We start from the raw sequence: 24,581 nt of genomic DNA on the forward strand, positions 1-24,581 counted from the left end.
TCAAAATTTTCCAAGAAAAATCAAGGAGAAGTTAATAACTAGACTTCCCTCAAATGGAGGTTTTACTCCAACTTATGGTTAGAACCAAATAAAAAAAGATGACCCCTGCTTAGAGCCATCTCTTGTTTCTCTTTCCTTTTTCTAAAAACAAATTTTATAGACCACCTTGTTCTTGCCTGTTCTTTTTGCTTCATGCACTAGCTCGTCCACTTCTTTAAAAACTTCTTCCACGGCTAAAGCAGATTTTTTACAAACGCCAGCACTTATGGTCGTTTTTAATTGATCATACTCCCATTCTAATGCTTCCACATTTTTTCTGATCCGTTCGATAATTTTGACAGCATCCTCCAGAGTAGTATCTTTGATGATGATAATAAATTCTTCTCCTCCATAGCGCCCGATCTCATCTTGCTCTCTGATCGACATCTTGATTGTATCAACCACTCGCTTTAATACGTCATCTCCAACAAGATATCCCAAAGTGTCATTAATGGATTTAAAATTATCAATATCGACTAAAGCAATGACGCTATCCTTTTTAACCTCCTTGTCCAAAATTTCAAAGATCTTTTCGCGATTAAAGACTCCCGTTAGTCCATCTGTAATCGATTGATGGTACAACTGGTTTTTTAGTTGGTTAATTTTTTTATTTTCGTGTATTTTCCAAGTAATTGCACCAATTAATAGAAGAATCACTAGGGTAGAAAGATATAAGGAAATACGCTGGTATTCAATTTTCTTATTTTGTGCATTCTGCAATTCAAAAAGCAAATCAATCTTCCCTGTCAGTTCTTTTTCAGAAAACTCTCTCAGCTTAGAGGAGGCTTCATCCCAGCTTTTAAGCAGTTCAGGGTTTTTATCCCTTTCAATGATCCTCACGAAAATATCCGCCGCTTCTTGATAATCTCCATGCTCATAATAGCACTCGCCAGAAACATTTCTACATAATTAAGATAGGAATAAGGTTTTTCGATATGCTGAATCGTTTCAAGGATTTCCCTACTAAAGTAATAGCTTGCAATCGCCTCTTCAATCATATGAAAATCCTGTTCAATTTGCCCTTTAAATACGTATAGAAAATACAAAGTCGGTTTAGAAATATAGAGGTCATTCGCCTTTTCAATTAACACATTGATTTCTTTCAGAATAGCGGCTTTTTCTGATTCTTCTAGAGCAAACTTAGCCTTCGTTGATAATATGTTCCCTTCGGCAAGAAACTGCATATTAAAGACCATATTGCTATTCTGCTCTACGCTTTGATACGCTGTCATGGCCGGTCCATAGTACTTCAATGCCTTCTCATACTCTTGATACGAATAATAAATATGACCCATGATAGTGTAATAAATGGCTTTATATTCCTCATTTTTGTTTTTAGTCGCTAAAAGGATCAGCTTTTCAAGATACTCGTTTGCTTTTTCGTCGTTGGTCAAATAGTAATAAGCGAGAGCTATTGTATCATAAGCATACATCTCAGTTATTTTATCCTGATTTAGTTCTGCTAATTCTAAAAGCCTGCTCCCATAATCAATAAGTTCTCCACTGTCTCCATAGAAATCACTCAGCTCAATTTGTCTTTTGAGCACTGCGATTTCTACGTCGGTATGATTGGTTATTTTACTAAGTTCCTTAGATTTTCCATAATACTCTTGGGCACTCTCAAAATCATTATGAACAACACTATAAAGTCCTTTTAAATAAAAATAAATGTCAGGACGATCCGCCTTTATCCGTTCTTGGTCTTGCTCAAACCTATGAATCAATTCTTTTAAACCTTCATCTGTTCGTTGCATTGCTTCTATATTCTGAATCGTCAAAGATTCAAAGGCATGAGCAGGAACAGAATTAAGCATCCAAATCATAATGATGAATGCTATTAGTGAACAGCCTTTGCTACTTGAACTTTTAGGAATAGTAAACGATGTACCTTTCCATAAGGTGTTCTTCATTATTCTCATGGTCCACGCCCTCTAGTTTATTAGTCCTTCAATCATAAATCCAACATATTCCTCAACCACTTATAAAAGCTTTCTATATATCCTATTATATCAGGTTTAGGAAGTGAGGAAATTTACTATTTTCAATGAAAATATTCCCAACCTTTGGCGGTCAATCATCGCTATCCCCTTCTTCAATTTTGGGCAATCATTCACATTATTTTTTATAGACAATACTGTGCGTCACACTATATAATGTTACCAAAGGAGGTTGCTACATGTCAGAAAGAGAAGCCATTATTCAAAATATTCAACAGGAAATGAAACGAGGAACCTTAGTTTTGGCGGTTTTAACCCAAATGGACCAACCACAGTACGGTTACTCTCTTATACAAGCACTTAACAAACAAGGACTTATGGTAGAGCAAAATACCCTATATCCCCTGTTGCGAAGAATTGAAAAGCAAGGACTCTTAGAATCTATATGGCAAGTGGAGGGAAATCGCCCAAGGCGATACTATAAAATCAGTGAGCTAGGGATTCAGGTACGGAATGAGCTTATCAATGAATGGAAGAACTTCGAAAAAACCATGTCAAATTTAATAGGAGGCGAAAATGATTAAAGATTATCTATACACCATTGGGAAATATTTATCCCCTGCCCAGAAGGATGAGGTGCTCAAAGAAATTGAAGCCAATCTTTATGATTATCTAGAAGAAAATTTCGGAACAAAAGAGTATGCCGAAGAAGAAATTGAAAAAGCAATCAAGTCCATGGGACATCCACGTAAGGTTGCTGAAGCTTATATGAACGGTCCAAGATGCCTGATTGGTCCTGCTTATATCGATACCTATTGGTTGGTACTAAAAATCGCCTTCATCGGTACAGCTATTGGCTTAACAGTGGCAAATATTCTACCTTACCTGAAGCAAAGGATGGCATACAGTTTTTCTTAAAATTGCTTGCTCAGTTTTGGCAATCTGCTCTCTCTATTGTTGGAATGGTCACATTAATATTTGCAGCTATACATTATTACCGTCCACATGATGTGATCGTCAATGACGAACAGTGGTCATTAAGCTCCTTAGACAAAGCGCCAGAGCCCACACAGACCATTAAAAGATTTGATTTAATTGTTGAAACGTTTTTTATCTGCTTAGGATTAGTGGTTATTAATCAATCGACCCCTTTCTTTACTGTCGACATTAACACTGTTGTGATTCCCATGATTCATATGGAATACTTTGCTCCGTATATCATTGGGATTAACCTATTACTAGGTGCCTCTCTTTTACTGAACATGTATCTCCTGTTTAAAGGACAATGGCAAGCTCAAACAAGAGTACTCTCTTCATTCCTAGACATCCTTGGTATCCTCCTCGTTGCCAAATTGATTTTCACACCTGAGATATGGGACTTTTCAACAATTTCAACAGCCTTGGGTGAAGATGCTGACCGTATTCTACAACTCGTGCAAACAGGGATCTATATTGGATTTGCTGTTTTTGTCATCATTACTCTTTACGAGGTTTTCCGTCATCTCAAGGTTTTATTAGAAAGCAAAAAATCCTAAATTGAAATCATGCTACCTTCTCATGATGAAGGTAGCATAATACATTTAGGCTTTCTCATGATACATCTAGACTTTCTATATAAGCTTTCATTGAAGCCTTGTTCCAATGATTAAAAGCTTTCATTTAATAGGGTAATATCTTCCTCTAACGTATTCTTTAAATCAACGCCTAATCTTTGAACCTTTTCTTGATAATAAGCTTTTACATCCTCCCATCTATAGTACGGATAATGCTCCGTTTCTATAGGAAAGGCAATCTCTTGTTCGTTTCTTAACATCTTCACCAAGTAGTCATTCCCATTTGAATAAAGAACCCACTGGATGTTAGCAGCCATTGGCGAAATAACAGAGGCCTTCCAAATTTGAGATACTTGTTCCGCTTGAGCTGTACTTACATTTGCACCTTGGATATCTAAAAATGAGGATAGAGGAATGATCGTTTCGGCATGGGCAAATCTAAATATACCAGCAACATCTTGCTTTCTCAGTGATTCTTCAGTAGAAACAATCAGTTCCTTCACTAGCGGTGCACTAATATTTTGTGGAAGATCCGTTGATGGTAAAGACGGTCCTTTTTCATAAAAATCCTCTATGCTATCTATCCCCTCGTACCATTGCAACTGAGCGTCTGTAAAATACTTTCTAAATTCAAAGGGTCCTTCCCCTTTTAAGTTCGACGAAATAATATAGAGCTGATAGAGATTGAAAGCGGCGTCTGTTGGATTCTTCAGATTCACTTTTCCTTTTTCATCTTTTAATTTGAACTCTCCCGCTGCTAAGCGATTGTAAAATGCTTCGGAAAAAAGCTGTAAGAGCACTTCTCTTGCATAAATCGTGCTTTGCTCTCTAGATAGATATTCTTTATAAATCCCGATCCATTCTCCGTTATCTTTGTACTCCTTATAATTAGGCGAGATATCAAAAGGTCTTAAATAAGGATCTCTGTTTTCTTCATAGGATGAAGATTCGATGTCCAGATCCATCCCCGCTAAGCTTTCTCTTAGTCCATTGAGAAATTCATCTCTGCTGTCAGGGGCTCGATCCTTGAACGTAGCAAACGCCTTGATTTGTTTCTCTTCACCAAAAATACCTCTATAATGATGCCCTGCTCTGATTCCCATATCCTTTAATTCTTGCTTTCCAGAGATGGTCAGTTGGCCATAATTTTCTCTTTCCACTTCCATGAGTCTAGCCACCTCATTTTTCAGTTCTCTTCCTACATCCGTAATGTCTCCCTCATTTTCAGCGATGGTTAATAGCTCCATCAGTGTTTTATCATACTTAGCACTGGATAAATGCCTTGAACCATGTCTTCCTACATGATTGATAAAAATCGGTTCATAGCCTGCTGGTGGTTCAGTATAAGTGGTTTCTTGATAAGGATATGGAGCCTTCGTACTCAGAAATTCATTCTTTTCTTCCAATAATTGATGATCTCCTGAAACTTTTGCCCGTACATAGACCGTATTTGTCTTTTCATCCCATTCAACCGTTTTCCCTAGAGCATCCGCCAACGCTCTTATGGGAACATAGACTCTTCCATCGGCAAGAAAGGGTTCCATTGAATTGTCATTTTCACCGTTTGCAAAGTGAATCTTTTGTCCTTCTAACACCAAAGAAATAGGTCCACCTGAAACTTCCAGTGTTCTTTTCGTAGTTGCAGCAAAAGCATTGATCACAAATGTAAGTGTTAACAGTCCCATTACTAGGATCGCTACTATGCTCTTTTTCGTTCTTTTGTTCAGCATGCTTGTTTCCTCCCAAAATGATAGATCTTCTCTTTTAGCGCACACTCCAAGTCTATGTAGTTTTTTTTATAAGAAATGTGTGCTTCATTTCATTATAGGTTTAGATTATTAATCAAATATTTTGAACTTGTTTGCTTTTTGTAAATTTCATCCCGGTTTTGGAGTTAAAAAAAAGCTCTCAATCATCATGACTAGATGATCGACAGCCTTTTTCGCCTTTTTATTATTGTACTTCTGAAATCAACTTTCTGAAGTATCGTACTCTCACTTATTTAGAAGACAGCACGCACACCTATCCTTTATTTTTCACAACGGGCATCCAGATTTCACTCCTGTTTTCCTTACTTGCCAGGATTTCTGGACCTTCGACATGTTCATATCCTGATGATGGGAACCACTCAGAATAGATTCTGCTCCAGGTATCTTGGACTTCCTCCCATTCTCCCTCTACTTCAAAAACAGCCCAAGTAAACGCAGAGATATCTAGCGACTCCAAGTTATTTGGACAAGGTTTCGTCGTGGCAGCAGCAATATAAAAATCTAGTTCACCCTGCTCTGATCGTTCCTCTGAAAAATTAGCACAGACATTGATCACTCCAAAAGGCTCCAGATTAGAAAGTCCCATGATTTGGTTGGAGGTTTCTTCACTAATTGTCTCCCACATCTCTACAATCTCTGGATTTGATCCAGTGGGAACTAACTTGATCCTCTTTTTCAAGCCTACCACACGAAATGCTTCCTTCTCTTCTATTCTGTATTTCATTTCCGTTCCTCCCTTAATTGATAATTGAAAGGTCATTCTTGGATAAGCCTTCAATGAATAGCCTTGGTTCCTCGCCTCTGTTGGCGTGACACCATGCAAAAGTTGGAAGGCTCTTGCAAATGAATCTGGCGATTGGTAACCGTACTTTATAGCCACATCAATGACTCTCACATCACGGCTTTTCAGATCAAACGCTGCCAAAGTAAGCCTTCTACGACGAATGTATTCTGAAAGCGTGACTCCTGAAAGGAAAGAAAACATCCGTTTAAAATGATATTCAGAGCAGCAGGCGATTCTCGCCATTTCTCTGTAGTCGATACCATTCGTCAAGTTTTCTTCAATATAGCTTAGCGCCTTATTCATGTTTTCAAGTGAATCCATTTTATGACCTCCCTTTATTCAAAAGGATAGCAAATCTAGAAATGAAACGTCCGACATTCGGTGCACGATTTTGTAGGATGTTCTATGAACAATGGCTTCCACTTCCCATGCCTCTTCGTTCAGCTTAGCTTATTTCACATTATTTCTTTCTACTAAAATAAGGACCACACCAGTCCCGTTCATGTGTATTGACATATGTCCAATTGAATTCCTTATCTGTCACATAAATATCAGATTCATTGAACAGATCTTCAGCCGTCAACAAAGCAGCATTTTCAACCAATAGCGCAAAATCTAAATGTTGAAAAAAAATATAACAGCTTTCCTTTCGTTCTTGGTTGAAGGCTATTTGAGCTTCTTTCTCTTTTAAACATTCTTTCTTCTCATAACTAAATATGTGCCACAAATAGCCACATGCACCTCCAGCATCATGTAACATGATAGATTTCTTTTCATCAGCACTTAGATGATGAACGAATTCTTCTTCCCATCTCTTTCTTAAGTAAGCTCCCCACTTAGGTATTTCTTGTGTTTTTATTTTTTTACTTCTTAGCGTATAGATGATATTCATTTCCTTTTCTCCATTTCGGCAGGCGGGATTCTAACGTACAGAAAGCTTTGTTCTAAACTCATTTTCAGTTACTGAATAGCAAGAATCTTAATCTTCACTTCAAATTCCTCATCCTTATGGACAAAATCCAGGAATCCTTGGTGCTCCTCCACGATATCCTTAATGATTTTTGTCCCCAGTCCTTCGTGTGCTTCACCCTTTGTCGACTTTCCATACGTTTGAAATAATCCATCTAGTATAGGAGAAGGGATAGGTAAACTATTGTTTTTACATAGAAGTAGATACAAACCGCTTCTTTTGTAGAATTGCACGGTCAGCAGCGGCGCTTGATTTCGTGCTTTTTGCCATTCTTCACAAGCATCCAGACTGTTCGATAAGAGATTCCCGATAAGATTGACTATTTTTTGGTCAGAAATAGGTAGCGTAGAAATGGGGACATCTAAGTCGTAGACAACCTCTATCCCCAGTGCTTGGCACGCTTGTAGGTTTGGTGCAAAACTCCAGCTACCGCGCCCCTCTCTCCTTTAATCGAAAAATTGGTTTCCTCATAGTTATCTACTAACGCATCTAGATACTTCTTGGCTTCTATTGATCTGCCATCCTCCAGCATAAAGTGCAAGGCTGACACATGCTTTAGAAAATCATGTCGCTCACTACGAACCATCCGAAACGTTTCATTGATAGCGGCTAGCTGCTCTTCATGATGTTGACTATTGCGCAAAAGCACAGCGATTTTTTCTCCCAATAAGCCCTGACAAACTCCAATCCAATAAAGAGGGTTAACGGAAGCAAATGCAGCCAAAAAGGAAGCTCCACAATATAGAAAAAGAAAAGAAGCCCTTGTAAAACAGCAAGTAAACCATTCCACTTCCAGCCTACATACTCTAAGTGCAACAACACTCTTCTAGACAAAAAATAAGCCACTCCACCTGTCATAACAATAAGAATATAAAAAGGGATTCTTTCACCCAGCCAGAGGTTCAGATGAAAGAAACCAAGTAAAGCAAGCACTGTCCAATATTGATTTGCTCGTTTCAAATGAAGTTCACCCTTTGTTAAAAATAATTTTGCTGTAAAAAATCCACCTTATCTTTTGTAATCATTGCCTGCTTCTCTAGCCCTTCAAAAGAAACGACATACGAGTTCTTAGCATAGAGTGAGAAATTTCTCACGTAGTGGATGTTAATAATAAAGGAGCGATGTGAACGAAGAAAGTCCCGCTCTCTTAGCTCTCCTTCTAGTTCATTTAATGTTTGATACGTTTTGATCTGCCCTGTTTTGGTATAAATCGTAGTCGAACGTCCGGAGCGCTCTATGAACACAATATCCTTCTTTTGCACGATATGAATATCGTTTTTTTGTTTGATATACAATCTGCCCGTCATTTCAGCTGACTTATTCTTTTCTATCAATCTTTCAATACTCTTGATCAAGCGTTCCTTGGAGTATGGCTTCATGATGTAATCATGGACATTCAATTCAAATGCGTGAACGGCATAGCCACTGCTTCCAGTTACAAAAATCACGGCTATGTCCAGCGCATGAGAGTGGATTATATCCGCCAGTTCATAGCCTGATAAATTTGGCATTTCGATATCGGCAATCAACAAATCTACTGCCTTCTTTTTGATATAATCATATGCCTCCTCCGCAGATTGAGTAGAGAACACAATCTCTATGTTAGGAAGCCCCGTTACAATGCCATTTAATTTATCTAAGTCAATATATCGATCATCGACAAGTCCTACCTTCATACTTCCGCCTCGCTTGTTAGGTAACGTAGTTATTCTTTATTTTACCACTATTTTTAGGTTTTTGATCCTTTTTACGACATGAAAAGGCATATTCACGACATAACTAGTGATTCTCTCCAAGCTTGAAGCTATGATAAGGACAACAAGACATCAAATCTAATGAGGTGAAAAAAACATGATTGAAATCATCGAAGTAACCAAGAGGTTTCAGGATAAAAAAACACATGTAACGGCATTGAAGCATGTTACTTTTACAGTGGAAAAAGGACAGGTGGTTGGACTGCTGGGAGAGAACGGCGCAGGAAAAACAACATTACTTAGAACCATCGCCACTCTCCTCACTCCATCAGAGGGAAGGGTATGTGTATCAAATTACGATACCATAAAAAATGCAGATGCGATTAAAAAGAAGATTGGGGTGCTATTTGGAGGAGAAACGGGGTTATATGACCGCCTAACGGCTCGGGAAAACCTAGAGTACTTTGCCTCTCTGTATGGAATGAATAAGCATGAAACAAAGGTACGGATTGATGAATTAGCGAAGATGTTCGGAATGAGAGATTACTTAAATCGTAGAGTTGGTGCTTTTTCTAAGGGAATGCGTCAGAAGGTTGCCATTGCTAGAGCCATCATTCATAATCCCGAAATCATCCTTTTCGATGAGCCAACCACTGGCTTAGATATTACCTCCTCTAATGTTTTTCGACAGCTTGTCCATCAGCTTAAACGTGAAGGAAAAACCATTATTTTCTCCAGCCACATTATGGAGGAGGTCACTATGCTATGCGATACAGTAGCTATGATGCATAAGGGAGAATTAATCCACCACGATTCGTTAGAAAATCTTTACAAAGCTGAAGGAACCCGCGATCTTAATTATATTTTTATGAGCAAATTAGTAAGGGGGAACGAGCACTATGCTTCGTAACATCTATTTCAAAGAAATGAAGGATTCATTCCGCGACCGCCGCACTTTGCTGCTAACCGTACTTCTGCCCATCATCATGATGACAGGACTCGTATTATTCTACGAGAGTATGTTTGCAGATGGAACAGACAAAACGTATCACCTTGCCATCCACCAATCCGAAGTAGGACAAGTAGAAGCCTTGTTGGCTGATTTTGAAAATATTACACTTGTAAAATCTCCTGACCCAGAAGCTACCTTAGACGAAGGAAACGCACAAGCAGCTCTTGTACTTAGCCCTGGATTTATAGAGCTTGTGCAACAGGGAGAAGAAGCCAGTGTGACAATCATTGGTAACTCCTTCAGTCAAAATTCCTCTCAGCTTATGAACCTAGTAAAAACAGCTTTAGGAAACTATGAAAAGGAGGTCATTGCTAACCGTCTGGAAACACAAGGAATGTCACAACAAGTTGTTCAACCCTTTACCCTAGAACAAAAAGAACTAGCAGAGAAAAACAGTAGCATTAATCTAGTTGCTATGCTCATCCCTTTAATCCTAGCCCTCGCGATTGGAATCGGGGCTGGTCCATCTGCTTATGATTTATTTGCAGGAGAAAAAGAGAAGAAAACAATGGAAGCCTTATTAATGACACCCGTGAACCGTATGACCTTACTAGTAGCAAAATGGTTAACGATCTCTTCTATCGGAGCCATTACCGGAATTATTACCTTAGTCGTTGTATCACTAGAAATCTTTTTCCTAACAGAAAATTTAAAGAGTGCACTCTCCTTTGGTGAAAGCACCTATCTTGTCGTTGGCTTCTCCATTGCTGTTTCCATCGTTCATGCCATGTTTGTTGCTGCCTTGCTCATGATCACCAGCATTATAGGGAAAACAATAAAAGAAGCTCAAAGCTATAGCACTCCGCTCATGATGGCAATCGTCTTCCCATCTGTGATTATTACAGGAATTGGAGTCAATGAATTATCTCTTCATCATTTTGCTATCCCGATGCTCAATATCTTTACAATCTTAAAAGAATTAAGCTTTGGCATCATTAACTACCTACACCTCGGCATAATGATTGGCAGTAACCTCCTCTTCATTATCGTCGTATTCATCATTGCCAGAATTATGTTCCTCAAGGATAAATGGGTTATGAATTAAAGGAAAAGGAAAAGGGCATTCCCATTCGTGTGTTATCTTGATAACCACTGGGAAATGCCCTTTCTTGTTTATACTTGAGAATAATGATCATGACTAGACATTAATGATTCAGATCAATATCTTCTTTTAGAATCTCATATACTTCTTTTGGATTTTTCATTTCGCGACGTACTCGCTCTTGATTAAGTGCCTCAGAAACTCTTTCAAATTTCGTGTACAATGCAGGAATTTGTTTATCTTCAGCGTATTCGATTTGTTTTAATAGCTCTTCATATATCTTTGCTCGTTCATCTAAAAATTCTACACTCATCTTATCTTTCATCGAAACAGTATCATACATCTTTTTGCCATCAATATTTGCAGACATGGCTGTTTCGACATTTAATAACAACTCTTCTTTCGTAATTAAATCAGCAGTGGTTAAACCATCAAGCAACCCCTTTTCTTTAATTTCTCTTCCTAATTCATCTGCTTCCGATGCACCTTCAGCATATTCTTCTGGGTTTTCAATATTCGCTAGCTTTTCATTAATCTTAGCTACGCGTTCTCTAAATTCAGATATTCTTTCTTCTTTACTTGCTTTTGAAGCTGAAACAGATGCAAAACCTAAGGTAGCAATAAAGCTTATAATAATTAAAATGAAAATACTCTTTTTCATTGATTCTTCTCAAGCAATCCCAAAGCCACTTTAACAGCTTCAATAGCATGAATCCTAGCTGTATCAAATAAAGGAACCTCTGAATCTTCTTGTTTTATTAATAAACCAATTTCCGTACATCCCAGGACAATTCCCTCTGCGCCCTCAGCAAGTAATCCTTTCATTACTTGTTGATAATACTCCTTGGATGAAGGATGAATTTGTCCCAAGCATAGCTCTTCATAAATGATTTTATTGACGTTGTTTCTTTCCTCTTGATTTGGAATGATGACCCTAATTCCAAAAGACTCCAAGCGTGCTTTATAAAATTCTTGTTCCATCGTATATTTCGTCCCAAGTAAACCCACTGTTTTTAGATTTGCCCTTTGAATTTGATTCGCTGTGGCATCCGCAATATGCAAGACCGGTATATGTATTTTTTCTTCAATAGCATCAATGACTTTGTGCATGGTATTCGTACATAGAACAACAAACTCCGCTCCAGCTTTTTCTAAGGATAAGGCAACGTCAGCTAACACTCGACCAGCTCCCTCCCAATCCCCCTCTGATTGAAAACGTTCAATCTCAGCAAAATCTACACTATATAACAAACATTTCGCTGAATGCAAACCACCTACTTTATTTTTCACTTCTTCATTTATGATACGATAATACTCTGCCGAAGACTCCCAACTCATTCCACCTATTAAACCAATTGTTTTCATGAAATCCCTCCATTCTATTTAATATAACTAGAAACATGAGCCTTCGCTATGACGTTATCGATTCCTGTATTTATGATCAAAACCGTGTAAAGATCATCAGAGCTCCCCTTTGCTATAACAGTTGAGTACTCTCCTGTTTGTTCTAGTGAGGCAAATTGATATCCATTCAGACTTGTTATGAGCACTTTATATTTACCACTTGTAACATTCGATACTTTAATATTTACCGTATCGGGATGCTCTCCAGAGTCTCCTCTTAATATGAAAGAAGTGCTCCAATTGTTTGCTAATTTTAAATCTAATTCCTTTGCTACATCTATACTTAACGGATCCAGTTCATCAAATTCGATATTCTGATATACATTCTTAGTAAGAATGTCATTGATTACAACTTGATTGTTATCTACGGGAAACACCTCAAAAGCAGTGAACTTTTTGAACTTCTCTTGTAATACTTTATCTTTAGATTCTACTTCTACTGCGAAGGCTCCTGTTGATAGAGTGAAAGCTGAAATCAATAAGAATACAGCAAAAAACACTGAGGCTACTCGATTTTTGTTTATCATAAAATCAACACTCCAACTTTTGTATCGTTTGATATGGTAGATTATACTACTTATTCATATATAAGTAAATGCTAGGATTGTGCCGACAAATGATCAACTTGCCTCCTAACCCCCGGAATCACAACAAACCTACCCACTAAAAAGCTGGTGATAGCGGCATACAGACAAGGAGCCATGACTAGAAAGAGAACAAGATTTAGTTTAGCGATATAAAATAAACTCCAAAGCAGCATCAAGATAAACACTGAAATCCATAGGTATTTGATCGTTAGGACAAAGGCTTTGGCGGCACACTCCTTCACACTCTGTTCTCGCTTTACCAATATAGTCAGCGCATACGTCAGCCAAACGAGTAAAAGTCCAAAGAGATAAAAGAAGAACATGGATAACAGCTGACTTTGCGGACCCGTTTGCACATTCAGAAAAAAAAGAATGGCATACACTGCCACTCCACAAAACACAACGGCAAAGGACATCCATCTATAAGAGGCATAATGATTGTAGTACATAGCAAACCTCTCTGATATTTGAACGTGATCTTCACCGCTTCTTATCTCTTTCATTGTCGCCAATAAAGCACAGCTCGAAGGAATCAAGCCATAAACAATAGCCCCTTTTAGCAAATACATCCAGAACAGCATACTCACTTTCATATACTTGTACATTGTTTCTATGATTTCAACAACCATCTAGAAGGACCTCCTTTACTCGCTTTCTCTCTAAGCACATGTCCTTTTTGGACTCTTCAAGTAACATTATTTAACGGCTCCATCTGAGTAGCCATTGTAGATATATTTTTGTAAGGTTAAGAAAACAATAATGGTTGGAATCACAATGATCATAATTCCCGCACAAATCACTTCCCACTGATTGCCGTAGGGTCCTTGAAACTTAAACAAAGCCGTCGATAGAACAGCAAGCTCTGACTTTGGCATATATAAGAAGGGGGTGTAGAAATCATTGTAGATTCCCACTCCTTTAAGTACAATGACCGTAGCAATCGCTGGTTTAAGTAGCGGAACAATAATTTTACTGTAAATCGTAAAATACGAAGCACCTTCTAGCATCGCTGATTCATCAAGAGAGGTTGAGATACGATTCAAAAACTGAAGGAAGATATACACCGCGATAATATCTGTTCCCAAATATAAAATGATAGCGGCTCCCCTAGTATTAAACAAACCTAGACTATTAATAATTTGAAAGGTAGATACCTGCATCGTAATACCGGGAATTAAGACAGCGAACATAAAAGCTCCGATCATGAACTTTTTCCCTCGAAACTCAAAGCGACTTAAGACATAAGCAATCATAGTACCCAAAATAATAGCGCCTGTAGTAGCAATTCCAACGATAAGCAGAGTATTAAAAAAACCAAGGAGCATATTTCCTTCTGTAAAAGCCCTAGTGTAGTTAGCAAAATTAAGCCAATTGGAGGGCGGTTGTAATAGACCTGTAGAGCTATATTCTTCTGCGTCTTTAAATGAAGCAAAAAATACAACAAGAATAGGGACGATCGCCACAAGGGTTCCTAAGAGTAAGCTAAGGTACTTCAATACACTCAGGATGGCATACTTCATTCTTAACAACATCTAGGCATCTCCCTTCTCAGCAAACAGCTTCTTTTGAATCAATGTAATAATAAGGACAAACACTAACAATACCACACCCATCGCTGCTGCTAAGCCTACTTTGTTAAATTTAAAAGCAGTATCTAGGGTTTGAATGACAAAGGTGGCCGTTCCATTAGCCCCTTTGGTCATAATAAATGGAATTTCAAATACCGCAATGGCTCCACTGATAGATAAAATAATATTTAGCTCAACAATTCTGCGAATACTGGGCAGGATAATATGTCTAAATTGCTGCCATTTGTTTGCCCCGTCAATTTCCGCTGCCTCATAAATATCGGCGGATACCGACTGAATCGCTCCTAAAAAGACAATAAAGTTAAAGCCGACATAACGCCAAACCGAGGTAGCTGCCAAGGAAAAGTTGTTTATATTCGGATCCCCTAACCACAGCTGACTTAGAGAGCTTAAACCTATAAGTTCTAGCAGCGTATCTAGCGTCCCCTCAGGTCGGAAAAAAAAGAGAAAGATAAAGGAGATTGCTACACTATTAAGCAGAAAAGGGAAAAATAAAACGCCCTTAAAAAAGTTTTGGGCACGCACTTTAAAACTTAAGATGGTGGCAAAATATAGAGCCACTGCCATTTGAATAAAGGTAGCAAAGAAATAATACAAGCTTACTTTTAAGACGGAAAAATACTGGGGCTGAGTAAAAATCGTTATATAATTATCAAGACCTACAAAGGTCATCTCGCCATATCCTCTCCAGGAATGGAAGCTGTATTTAATCATATTGAATAACGGTAAATAAGAAAAAGTAAATAAAAGAGCAAGGGGGAGAAAGGAAAAGGAAAGAATGATGATTGTTCTCTGTGTCTTATAGCTGTAATCAGATAATCTAAATTTAAAAGCTGGTCCTCTATTTAACTTATTGCCAAGGCTTGGGTCATTTGAAACCGTTGATATCTTTGACATAAGTATGGTTCACCTCCACGACATCCATAAACTATTTTTCATCTTGCTAGTATGGCTTAAAATTGAAGGGAAAGAGCTTACGCACTTCCCCTTGATAAAAACATGTATACGTTTGCAGACTAACGAACCTGCTCTCTGCCTTTTTTCCACTTCTGATTAAGGTCATTCATAATATCATCAAAGGATTCTTTTCTATTTCCAACAGCTGCCTCTACAATCCGTTGTTTAAAGTCTGGCTGCCATAGCCCTACCTCTGAAACCTGATCAATCTCATCAATGATGCCTTCCTCTCCTGCCCTTGCTGGAGTATTGGCGATAAATTCAACGTTAAGTTCCTCAAATGACTTTAATGTTTCGGGGAATTCTCCATCAAGTAAAGGTGAGATTCCACCTTGAGATTTGGCATAACCAGATTCATTCATAAACCACCATAACCAAGCCATTGCAGCCTCTTTATGCTTACTATTTTTATTTACCGCCATCTTATAATCTCCACTACTTGCTGTATACACAACTCCATCCTTCTGATAAGGAAATGGCATATACCCGATGTCCTCAGGATGATCAGCCAGCTCCTGCACCTGTGAAATTGCCCATGAACCTAGGACCATAGCTCCAATTTCACCTTTGGCAAGCATCACTTTCGAACTTTCCCAATCTGTTGTGAACGGATCTCTTTCCACTAGTCCTTCTTTGACAAGATCATACAACAGCTTGTAAACAATATAATGTGGTTTGCCGAGAGCAAATGGGTCGTCCATATCAATCATCTTTCTATTCACATAGCTTGGATCACCCGCTACGGATAAGCGATGATCCTCCCATTGGTTCAACGTCCATCCGGCTACGTAGTTTGTATAGTAAGGAATCGCCTCAGTATTTTCTTTGATTTTCTTCATCGCAGCAAGAAACTCATCTGGCGTGCTCGGAATCGACGTAATACCCGCTTGCTCAAATACCGTTTTGTTGTAGACAATACCCGAAGCGTTAACGACAATAGGTAAGCCATATACGGTTCCTTGGTATTCTCTTTCATCAGCAAAACGGTAGGTTTTACTTAACTCATCTAGTGAACCTAGTGACTCAAAGTAGGTAGATAACTCGGCTAAAGGTATATCATTAGGAATTAAGAGGACATCACCATAGTCTGTTGTGTTCATTCTAATTTTTGTTTGTCCTTCATAATCGGTAAAGGCTTCAAAGCTTACTTTTACATTAGGGTATTGCTCATTAAACCTCTTAGCATACTCTTGAAAGACCGTGTCCACGATATCTGTTCTCTGAGTCAAGACCGTAATATTTCCACTGATTTCTGTCGGATCCTTTGGTTCTCCCGTCCCCTCATTCGAAGACTGTGATTCTACTGGAGCTTTGCTCGTACACCCAACTAAAGTACTAATCACCAGTAGAACAATCAGTGTCATTATTATTCGTTTAGATATTTTCATTTGAATCCCCCTTATCTAGTCATTCATGTCTCCTGTTCATTTCCTGAACGTCTTCACCGGTGTTGTAAACGTTCTCAAATAAATAGTAGCACACCTATTTTTTGTTTTTATATGACTTAGATTAGGAAAATTGTTCTCTATTATGCTCTTATCTTGTTCGATTTCGATACTCTTTCGGCGTCATACCCACCATTCTTTTAAAGAGCTTGTTAAAATAAGCAGGGTCATGATACCCCACCTTATGTCCTACTTCATATGTTTTATAATCCAGCCGATTTTTCAATAGCTCTTTCGCTTTATTCAGCCTTATTTTTATTAAATAATCCGTAATGGTTTCTCCCGTTTCTGTTTTAAAGTACTTACTTAAATAACTTGGGGTAAGAAACACTCTCTCAGCCAATCGTGAAAGATCCATTTCATCCTTGTATTCCTCTTCGATGATTTGTTTGACTATTTCAATGGTGCGATTCCCTTGCTTATCACGCTTTTCTTTTATGTTAGCTAGGATAGAAAGAAGCAAGTGGATAATATACTGTTGGATCTCTCTTAACTTGAGACATTGTTGTTGAATGTGTTCTTCCCAATGTCCACCCTCTATTTCTTTAAGTACTTGAACAAATTCAGGGATTTCTTTGCTGGCAGCATGCAGAATATGCTCGCAGATTTGCAATACTTCAAGGAGAGGAAAACGGCAGCGATAGATTTCTTCAAATATTTTTTGGAGGTGCTCTTTTAGTTTCTTTTCATCCAGTACCTCGAAAGCACTAGGTAATTCCTTTTCTATCAGCGTTTGGATGATCTTTTTTCGATCGAGCTGGCAGGTAATGTCCTTATATTCAATGATGCTTTGATTTAACGGTTCATACATGGCATACTCACAAGCTAGATTCGCTTGGTTATATCCTTCACTCCACCCCGTAATCTCCTTCATTTCTTGGCTTATTCCGATCGCAATAGGCTCCTGGGGCATGCTTTCTAGATGTTCCTCTAGGGCTTGTACAATCCTAGCGATTTCACCCCTGCTTTGTTCTATGCGAGAGTCCTGCTGAGAATCTTGAAAAAACATAACGATTACTTGTTTAGCTCGATCAAGGTGGATTCCCTTTACCTTACAACACTTTTTTTGTAGAACCGTATCCAAATCTATGACATGATTTTTAGATTTAACCACCAAAAAAAGATAATGCGTCGTTCCTTTAGGGATAATGTAGGTTTTCAAATAATTGAGTATTTCTTGCTTTTGAAGCTCCCCTTTGACGCCATCTGGATCTAAGGTCAGGTGCAGCATATTGTCTTCTACAAGGCTTTTTTCCTGTTTCGTCTTCTTTCTCTTTTCGCTAATACGAAGCAGCAGGGAGTACAGCTCTTGCTTATCGATTGGTTTTAGTAAATAGTCCGCTACCCCAAAGCGTAATGCATTTCTGGCATATTCAAAATCATTATATCCGCTAACAATAATGCAAGTTACATGAGGTAGCCTTGTTTTCACATGTTCCACTAACTGAATCCCATCCATCTGCGGCATATTAATATCCGTGATTAAGATATCTAACGGACCATCTTCTTCAAGATAGCGAATGACTTCTAAGGGATTTGAAAAGCTTCCCGCAATTCGATATTCCTCACTCGCTTTAGAAACAATTTTCGTTAAACCTAACCTGATTCTTTCCTCATCGTCCACAATGATAATATCAGTCATCTCTGTTCTCCCTCCTCTTGTTGTATGGTAGAGAAAGGAATACTTCTGTCCCTTTCCCGACCTCACTCTGGATAGATAAACCATACTCTGTCCCGTAATAAATCTTGATTCGCTCATTTACATTTCTAAGACCTAATCCAGATTTCCGATGCTCATCAGGCTGTTGATGATGACTTAACATAACACCTCTGGAGATCTTCTGCTGTAGCTCCTCTACCTTTTCTGGCTGCATTCCGCTTCCGTTATCTTTTATTGAAAAAACAACTTTTTCTTCAAACATTTCATAGGTGATTGAGATCAACAATGGCTCTTCTCTGCTCCCTACTCCGTGCAGGATCGCATTCTCTACAATTGGTTGAAAGAGCAGCTTGATCACTTCCATTTTACAAATCTTGTCCAAAGGCTGAACCTGCAAGACAATCGAATGATGAAAGCGAAAGTTTAGAAACTTTACATAGTGATCTAGATGATCAATTTCCTCATGGAGAGTCACACGCTCATTGCCTCGATTAATGCTGTATCTTAATAGCTTGCTTAAGAGGAAAATCATATCGGCTGTTTCATCATCATCATTGATTTCAGCATTCATTCTGATGCTTTCTAAGGAATTGTATATAAAATGAGGATTGATTTGACTCTGCAAAGCATCCAATTCAATCTCTTTCTTTTTTAACTCAACCTGATATACATCACGAATTAATTGTTTGATTCTATTTAACATTTCATTAAAGTGCCGACCCAGCATACCTACTTCATCATTATATTTCACATGGAACCGAACATCTAAATTCCCATTTTGTACTTCTTTCATTAATTCTATTAGTTTCCTCAGTGGATTGGTAATGGCGAAGGTTACCACCATCAAGATAAACAAAGCCAAGCTATAATACTCGTCGTAATGATGATCATGACTCTTTGTATTTCTGCCACTTTTTCAGTTAATTCCACCAACGGGACCGTCACGACCATCTTCCACCCATTTCGCTTGGAGGAAGTATACACAACTAAGTGCTCGGCACCGTTGATCATGGCTGAAAAACTTCCTTTGGCTTCATTCATTTCTGCCAGTACTTCATGCCTAGAAAAATCTTGCGTAATCAGCTTTCTCTCACTATCGAAAATTACCTTATTCATTGAATCTAATAGAATTGTTTTTCCCTTTGTGGTAAGATCTAAATCCATGACAACCTCTTCAATCATGCTGATATTGGCATCAATCGCGATCATTCCAACTGACTCTCGGGTAAAGACTTCCTTAATATCTCTCACGACTGTAAAAACATATCGTTCAGGGTCATAGTCATTTATGATATCCTGAGTGCTAAATAAAATAGCTTGTCCACCCGCTTTTCTAGCAGATTCAAGCCATTCTTCATATCTCGCATCCAGATCAGCTCTGGCTCCACGAGTTTTCACATCCATATAAACACGTCCATCATTGTCAAAAATATAGACTGAATTGGTTTCATTCTTCATGTTATTGATCATTTGTGCGAACAATCCTATATTGCTTTTTAACTCTGTTTCAGCAGCCCGATCCTCTGCCCTCTTACTTTCTGAAGCAGATTGGTTAGAAAGCATAAGCAATTCCTGTAATTCTCCTAAATAAGCAGGTGTCGCCGATAATTTCATCATGCCATCTATATCGTCATCCAGCCGCTTTAACATTTTATCTGATATCTCACTTACGTATAAAATGGTGTTCTCTTGCAGGTTTTTAGAATAGCTTTCATACGATACATAGCTTAAAATCACCATGGGGATCATAATCAGAAAAACAAATACTACACTAATCTTTTTGGTCATAGAGGTATTGGGGAGAAAATGAAACCTGATCATTTTTTGCAAGATATTCATCTCCACTCCCCCTCATGACATCGTTTCTCTTATTATATAATAGGATTACACGTTGCAGGCAGAGTTCACAGTATGTTTTTTAAGGTATGAAAAGATAATTTCTACTTTTCCAACAATTTCACTTAGACCACATTCATAGGGAAGAAGAAAGTGATCTCCCTTTTTTACGGGATATTCCTGTTGATCGTGCTTCAACAGACCAACTCCATCTATGACACTTCCTAGCATAAATAGATGCTCCTGTCTGAGCTCCGTCCGTTCATAAACCTTTATTTTCTTGACCGAGAAAAATTCTGTGTCAACATACAAATACATGTCAGCCCCGTTCCCTCTCTCGACTTGAGGACTGACCTGCTCCTGTTTGGCATCCATCGTCGTCACAGCCAATGCCTTCTCCACATGAAGCTCTCTCGCATGTCCCCTAGAATCCTTCCGCCCATAGTCATAAACACGATAGGTTGTATCAGAGTTTTGCTGTGTTTCTAAGATCAGAATACCAGCTCCAATCGCATGAATGGTTCCACTCGGTACAAAAAAGAAATCCCCAGGCTTTACTTTTACCTTCCGTAACAACTGATCCCATTCTCCAGCAGACATCATTTGACTAAATTCTTCTTTGGTTTGTGCATGATGTCCATAGATAATTTCTGCTCCCTCTACGCAGTCAATAATATACCAGCATTCTGTTTTCCCTAATTCTCCATGCTCAAACTCCTGAGCAAATCTATCATCGGGATGTACTTGTACAGATAAGGGCTCGTTCGCATCAATGATTTTCGTTAATAGAGGAAAGCGATTACCAGAAAGATTGCCAAACAACTCTCTCTTATTCTCCCACAGCTCCCCCATTGTTAGACCGGCAAACTCTCCATTTTTTATGGTACTTTGACCATTGGGGTGAGCGGCAATCGCCCAGCATTCCCCCGTCTTGACTGACGGAACATCATAATGGTACAGCTCCTTCAGTTTCGTCCCTCCCCAAATCCGTTCTTGGAAGATAGGCTCCAAAAAAAGAGGACTCCTATTCATCCTTCCTCACCTCCCGCTTGTGAACATATTCTTGTTTGAGCACTAGCACTCGCTCCAATTAAGCCTGTACTCTGTTCTAGACTCGAGGGAACAATCGGTGTGCTTCTTCCACTTGGATTGAGTGCATATCTCTTCACATAGTTTTGTACATAGGAAAATAACGGCTCTCCCATTTTGCTCACTCCCCCTCCAATCACCACCATTTGAGGGTCATATAGATTGATGAGACTTGTAACTCCCAGCCCAATATAATGAAAGGCTTGCTCGATAAGCTTCGTATATTCTGGCTGGCGCTCTACATATAGGTCATACACCTCTTTTGTAGAGAGGGTCCTGCCACTCAGGGTGGAGCCATTTCTAGCAATGGCGGTCCCCGATGCCAGCCATTCAAAACAGCCTTGTTGCCCACAGACACACTGCCCTCCCTGAGGATCGATGACCATATGACCTACATCTCCAGCATTGCCGGTTGCCCCTGTATAGAGAGCATTATGCAGAAACAGTCCCGCTCCAATTCCTGTACTGATGGTTAAATAAATAAAATCCGTGCAACTCTTCGCGGCTCCCAGCCATTTTTCTGCTAGGGCTGCCGCACTGGCATCATTCTCTAAAAAAATAGATAGATCAATTTCTTGTCTGAGCTTCTCTACGAGAGGGTAGTCACTCCATGTGGGCAGGTTCGGAGGAGATAGAAGCGTCCCTGTTCTCGTATCGAGTGGACCAGGAGCCCCTAGCCCTATACCAAGCACCTGTTCTTTAGACACCCCACCCTCTCTTATCAGCTTGTGAATCTCAGCAGCGATTCTTCTTTTCATCTCATCTGGCTGCTTGTACTGACTCTGTAAAATGATGGTTTGTTTCAGCACCTTTCCTTGCTCACTAATCAGTCCTATGGCGACCTTGGTTCCACCGATATCCACCCCAACAGCGTAGACCATCCTAACCCCTCCACCTTCTAATCCTCTATTATTTTTTGCTATAGTATTCTCTTATGGTTTGTTCTGCTTTTTTCCCATAGAAACAATAGTCATCATTGGTTGCAGCTTCTTCCTGGTTATATAACGCAGCTGGCCAATCCCATAGCATATAGCCACTAAACCAAGGAACATGATCTAGTTTGGCAAACATCGTTTGATAATAGCGGTCTTGCTCTTCCATCGAAGCTTCCCCTTGATGTCCCCAATCATTGGGAACCGCTGCTGAGCCTAAGCGACTGGGACAGCCTGCCTCCATGAAAAAGAAAGGCTTGTTCCATTTGTTCACCACTTGTTCAATTCGTTCAATTTGTTTATCCCACGTATGTTCAGGATAGTATCCACTGGAGGAAATCACATCTACTGCATCCCACCATGTGATGCGCTCTTCCTGGTATTTATCGCAGTTGTACGTGATAACTCCACTGTATACCTCGCGCACCTTGGCAATAAGGCTTCGCCATTCATGCTCCCATCGATCTGCTTGCACCATCTCACAACCTATACAAAACATCTCGCACTTGGTTTCTTCTGCGATCTTGGCATAATGCAGAAGATAGTTCTCATAGCTCTTAAACCAATCACTCCAAGTGGGTTCCCCAGGGACATCAGGGGATAAGAAATTGATATGAGCTCTCCATGTGCCATCTGCACAATTGACTACCGGCTTTAAGCACACCTTCAAGCCCAATTGATGTGCTTCTTCAATTCCCCAATAGATTTCCTCATCTGTTAACACGGGTTCATCCCTGTACTGAATATGCGGGGAATGAGCCGTTTCCTGTAAAGCCATAAAAGCAAGTGTCGTCCAGTTGATCCCCAGACCATTCATCTTTTTCATTGATTCTTTTGCTTCTGCTGTTTTCCACGTTCCACGGACTCCTACCCAACCCCAAGTAATTCCTTTAATAAACTCCATCGTTTCACTCCTCATCGTTTTTTTGCTGTAGCTTACAATAGAATGCTAGCTTGATAGGTATTTTATGTTCCAATTCCTATTCCTAGATTTTTGGTGATTAGCGCCTGTCTTTGGAGAACACATTCATGAGAGCGAAGCGGATCCTCAGGTGTGTTCATCACATAATCTACTAAGCGCTCCACTGTAGTCCGAGCCACATGACATCTCGTATCTGAGGAAGCATAATAAATCAATACCTCCCCATTCTCTCGTGCTACAACACCATTACAGAACACCACATTTGATACATCACCCACCTTTCTTCTCCCTCAGGGGCAATCAGATGACCACCCGGGCGATGAGTCACTTTGGAAGGATCATTCAGATCAGAGAGAAAAGCATAAATCACGTAGCGTAATCCAGCGGCTGTATTGCGGACACCATGAGCAATATGCAGCCATCCTTGAGGGGTTTTTATCGGGGCTGGACCTTGCCCATTCTTTACTTCCTTGATGGTATGGTACACTTTAGTCGATCACCTTTTCCTCCTCAATGATGGCAGGTCCATCCTTTCACTGAACCCCCAGCCGATCCCACCACCTTTTCCTGCCTCAATAAAGCCATCCTGTGGTCGAGTGTAGAAGGTATATTTGCCATTCACAAATTCTGGATGAAGCACTACATTGCGCTGCTGAGCCGAGTTGGTTTTTAAATTAGACAAACGCTCCCATGTCTTTAAGTCTTTTGTTCTAACAATTCCGCATTGAGCGACAGCACTTGAGGTATCTCCTGCGGCTGCATCAGGTCCTTACTCTCCGAACAAAACAATCCATATATCCAGCCATCCTCATGCTTAACCAAACGCATATCATACACATTCACTTCCTCAGGAGTGGTATCAGGCAGGAGAAGTGGCTTCTCCCAAAAACGAAATTGATCCACCCCGTTTTCACTTTCTGCTAAGGCAAAAAAAGACTTTCTGTCATTCCCCTCTACCCGAGCCACCAAGATGATTTTTCCATTAAACTCGATCGCTCCAGGATTAAACACGGCGTTCACTCCCAAGCGTTCCATAAAGAAGGGATTAGATTCGTAGGAGAAATCATAGGTCCAAAAAGGGGGAATATGCTCTTTGGTTAGGACTGGATATTCATAGCGTTCATAAATTCCATTTCCACCACGAACCTTTCTATTTTTCCTTTTCAGTACGTTTTCATAGCTTGTAAGCACTTCCGTTTGACGCTGTTCAAATAATTCTTTCTCTTGTTTTAATAGCTGATCAACCCTTTCCATTACTTCAAAACAAGCCCTGCTATTATGGTACGGACATTTCCAAGGCTCTACCTTAGGCCACTCCTGATACACTTGCCGCTCTCTGTTCACTTTCCAAAACCATTCT

The 24,581-nt window shown here is 39.4% G+C and carries 27 protein-coding genes and 1 pseudogene; 5 read left to right on the top strand and 23 right to left on the bottom strand.

Going from position 1 to position 24,581, the window contains the following annotated elements; all coding sequences use genetic code 11:
- Positions 1-141: 141 nt before the first annotated feature.
- Together JCM10596_RS23790 and JCM10596_RS04320 are read right to left on the bottom strand one after the other, a co-directional pair.
- Entirely contained in the window at positions 142-879 is a 738-nt protein-coding gene (locus JCM10596_RS23790) for a GGDEF domain-containing protein (RefSeq protein ID WP_025026076.1), read from the bottom strand.
- Positions 876-1,958: a tetratricopeptide repeat protein gene (locus tag JCM10596_RS04320; RefSeq protein ID WP_025026077.1), complete on the bottom strand. Its 1,083-nt coding sequence runs from the start codon at positions 1,956-1,958 to the stop codon at positions 876-878. The genes JCM10596_RS23790 and JCM10596_RS04320 overlap by 4 nt, the downstream gene beginning before the upstream one ends.
- Before the next feature lie 257 nt (positions 1,959-2,215).
- Here JCM10596_RS04320 and JCM10596_RS04325 point away from each other — a divergent pair, with 257 nt between their 5' ends.
- From JCM10596_RS04325 to JCM10596_RS04335, 3 genes are read left to right on the top strand one after another with little or no spacing between them, the layout of a single operon-like run.
- Entirely contained in the window at positions 2,216-2,560 is a 345-nt protein-coding gene (locus JCM10596_RS04325; protein ID WP_025026078.1) for a PadR family transcriptional regulator, read from the top strand.
- On the top strand, positions 2,553-2,894 hold the full coding sequence (locus JCM10596_RS04330; protein ID WP_025026079.1) for an HAAS signaling domain-containing protein: 342 nt from the start codon (positions 2,553-2,555) through the stop codon (positions 2,892-2,894). The genes JCM10596_RS04325 and JCM10596_RS04330 overlap by 8 nt, the downstream gene beginning before the upstream one ends.
- A 2-nt stretch (positions 2,895-2,896) precedes the next feature.
- Positions 2,897-3,511 carry a hypothetical protein gene (locus JCM10596_RS04335; RefSeq protein WP_025026080.1) on the top strand — a complete coding sequence of 205 codons (615 nt, stop codon included), beginning with the start codon at positions 2,897-2,899 and terminating at the stop codon, positions 3,509-3,511.
- Between the two features lie 110 nt (positions 3,512-3,621).
- Here JCM10596_RS04335 and JCM10596_RS04340 read toward each other — a convergent pair whose 3' ends face one another.
- The 7 genes from JCM10596_RS04340 to JCM10596_RS04365 all read right to left on the bottom strand — a co-directional run bounded on the left by JCM10596_RS04340 (position 3,622) and on the right by JCM10596_RS04365 (position 8,728).
- Positions 3,622-5,259, bottom strand: a complete 1,638-nt coding sequence (locus JCM10596_RS04340) for a histidine-type phosphatase (RefSeq protein WP_025026081.1) — start codon at positions 5,257-5,259, stop codon at positions 3,622-3,624.
- 292 nt (positions 5,260-5,551) lie between these two features.
- A complete protein-coding gene (locus tag JCM10596_RS04345) occupies positions 5,552-6,403 on the bottom strand; it encodes an AraC family transcriptional regulator (RefSeq protein WP_025026082.1) in 852 nt (283 codons plus the stop codon).
- A gap of 139 nt (positions 6,404-6,542) precedes the next feature.
- Complete coding sequence (locus JCM10596_RS04350; protein ID WP_025026083.1) at positions 6,543-6,974, bottom strand: DUF4275 family protein; 432 nt, start codon at positions 6,972-6,974, stop codon at positions 6,543-6,545.
- A gap of 68 nt (positions 6,975-7,042) precedes the next feature.
- Positions 7,043-7,441: a GHKL domain-containing protein gene (locus tag JCM10596_RS30010; RefSeq protein ID WP_081791904.1), complete on the bottom strand. Its 399-nt coding sequence runs from the start codon at positions 7,439-7,441 to the stop codon at positions 7,043-7,045.
- On the bottom strand, positions 7,432-7,701 hold the full coding sequence (locus JCM10596_RS30015; protein ID WP_234410400.1) for a hypothetical protein: 270 nt from the start codon (positions 7,699-7,701) through the stop codon (positions 7,432-7,434). The genes JCM10596_RS30010 and JCM10596_RS30015 overlap by 10 nt, the downstream gene beginning before the upstream one ends.
- Complete coding sequence (locus JCM10596_RS29075) at positions 7,662-8,012, bottom strand: hypothetical protein (protein WP_148302506.1); 351 nt, start codon at positions 8,010-8,012, stop codon at positions 7,662-7,664. The genes JCM10596_RS30015 and JCM10596_RS29075 overlap by 40 nt, the downstream gene beginning before the upstream one ends.
- 17 nt (positions 8,013-8,029) lie before the next feature.
- Positions 8,030-8,728, bottom strand: coding sequence for a LytR/AlgR family response regulator transcription factor (locus JCM10596_RS04365; RefSeq protein WP_025026086.1), 699 nt, complete (start codon positions 8,726-8,728; stop codon positions 8,030-8,032).
- Positions 8,729-8,903: 175 nt separating this feature from the next.
- Here JCM10596_RS04365 and JCM10596_RS04370 point away from each other — a divergent pair, with 175 nt between their 5' ends.
- Together JCM10596_RS04370 and JCM10596_RS04375 are read left to right on the top strand one after the other, a co-directional pair.
- A complete protein-coding gene (locus JCM10596_RS04370) occupies positions 8,904-9,656 on the top strand; it encodes an ATP-binding cassette domain-containing protein (RefSeq protein ID WP_025026087.1) in 753 nt (250 codons plus the stop codon).
- Positions 9,646-10,803 (top strand): ABC transporter permease, encoded by a 1,158-nt coding sequence (locus tag JCM10596_RS04375; protein ID WP_025026088.1) that lies wholly within the window; start codon positions 9,646-9,648, stop codon positions 10,801-10,803. Before JCM10596_RS04370 ends, JCM10596_RS04375 begins: the two co-directional genes overlap by 11 nt.
- A 100-nt stretch (positions 10,804-10,903) precedes the next feature.
- On the opposite strand, the gene JCM10596_RS04380 is transcribed toward JCM10596_RS04375, so the two are convergent.
- The 14 genes and pseudogenes from JCM10596_RS04380 to JCM10596_RS23805 form a co-directional block, all read right to left on the bottom strand.
- Entirely contained in the window at positions 10,904-11,461 is a 558-nt protein-coding gene (locus JCM10596_RS04380; protein ID WP_025026089.1) for a hypothetical protein, read from the bottom strand.
- Positions 11,458-12,165, bottom strand: coding sequence for an aspartate/glutamate racemase family protein (locus JCM10596_RS04385; RefSeq protein WP_025026090.1), 708 nt, complete (start codon positions 12,163-12,165; stop codon positions 11,458-11,460). The genes JCM10596_RS04380 and JCM10596_RS04385 overlap by 4 nt, the downstream gene beginning before the upstream one ends.
- A gap of 14 nt (positions 12,166-12,179) precedes the next feature.
- Positions 12,180-12,731: a hypothetical protein gene (locus JCM10596_RS04390; protein WP_025026091.1), complete on the bottom strand. Its 552-nt coding sequence runs from the start codon at positions 12,729-12,731 to the stop codon at positions 12,180-12,182.
- A 71-nt stretch (positions 12,732-12,802) separates the two neighbouring features.
- The gene (locus JCM10596_RS04395) at positions 12,803-13,420 is read right to left on the bottom strand and encodes a DUF624 domain-containing protein (RefSeq protein ID WP_025026092.1); all 618 of its coding nucleotides are present in this window, start codon (positions 13,418-13,420) and stop codon (positions 12,803-12,805) included.
- 66 nt (positions 13,421-13,486) lie between these two features.
- Positions 13,487-14,320: a carbohydrate ABC transporter permease gene (locus JCM10596_RS04400; RefSeq protein ID WP_025026093.1), complete on the bottom strand. Its 834-nt coding sequence runs from the start codon at positions 14,318-14,320 to the stop codon at positions 13,487-13,489.
- A 3-nt stretch (positions 14,321-14,323) separates the two neighbouring features.
- A complete protein-coding gene (locus tag JCM10596_RS04405; RefSeq protein ID WP_025026094.1) occupies positions 14,324-15,277 on the bottom strand; it encodes a carbohydrate ABC transporter permease in 954 nt (317 codons plus the stop codon).
- Positions 15,278-15,396: 119 nt separating this feature from the next.
- Positions 15,397-16,725: an ABC transporter substrate-binding protein gene (locus JCM10596_RS04410; RefSeq protein WP_025026095.1), complete on the bottom strand. Its 1,329-nt coding sequence runs from the start codon at positions 16,723-16,725 to the stop codon at positions 15,397-15,399.
- Between the two features lie 148 nt (positions 16,726-16,873).
- Positions 16,874-18,424 (bottom strand): response regulator transcription factor, encoded by a 1,551-nt coding sequence (locus tag JCM10596_RS04415; RefSeq protein WP_025026096.1) that lies wholly within the window; start codon positions 18,422-18,424, stop codon positions 16,874-16,876.
- Positions 18,417-19,304 carry a sensor histidine kinase gene (locus tag JCM10596_RS27495; RefSeq protein ID WP_051541169.1) on the bottom strand — a complete coding sequence of 296 codons (888 nt, stop codon included), beginning with the start codon at positions 19,302-19,304 and terminating at the stop codon, positions 18,417-18,419. Before JCM10596_RS27495 ends, JCM10596_RS04415 begins: the two co-directional genes overlap by 8 nt.
- On the bottom strand, positions 19,286-20,281 hold the full coding sequence (locus JCM10596_RS27500; RefSeq protein WP_051541170.1) for a cache domain-containing protein: 996 nt from the start codon (positions 20,279-20,281) through the stop codon (positions 19,286-19,288). The genes JCM10596_RS27495 and JCM10596_RS27500 overlap by 19 nt, the downstream gene beginning before the upstream one ends.
- A gap of 45 nt (positions 20,282-20,326) precedes the next feature.
- On the bottom strand, positions 20,327-21,310 hold the full coding sequence (manA, locus tag JCM10596_RS04425) for a mannose-6-phosphate isomerase, class I (RefSeq protein ID WP_025026097.1): 984 nt from the start codon (positions 21,308-21,310) through the stop codon (positions 20,327-20,329).
- Positions 21,307-22,248: an ROK family protein gene (locus JCM10596_RS04430; RefSeq protein ID WP_025026098.1), complete on the bottom strand. Its 942-nt coding sequence runs from the start codon at positions 22,246-22,248 to the stop codon at positions 21,307-21,309. The genes manA and JCM10596_RS04430 overlap by 4 nt, the downstream gene beginning before the upstream one ends.
- 28 nt (positions 22,249-22,276) lie before the next feature.
- Positions 22,277-23,203, bottom strand: coding sequence for a glycoside hydrolase family 113 (locus JCM10596_RS04435; RefSeq protein ID WP_234410401.1), 927 nt, complete (start codon positions 23,201-23,203; stop codon positions 22,277-22,279).
- A gap of 62 nt (positions 23,204-23,265) precedes the next feature.
- A pseudogene (locus tag JCM10596_RS23805) lies at positions 23,266-24,475 on the bottom strand (glycoside hydrolase family 130 protein).
- Between the last annotated feature and the right edge of the window lie 106 nt (positions 24,476-24,581).

This window comes from Caldalkalibacillus mannanilyticus JCM 10596, assembly GCF_000615945.1.
GTDB classification, from domain to species: Bacteria; Bacillota; Bacilli; order Caldalkalibacillales; family JCM-10596; genus Bacillus_AT; species Bacillus_AT mannanilyticus.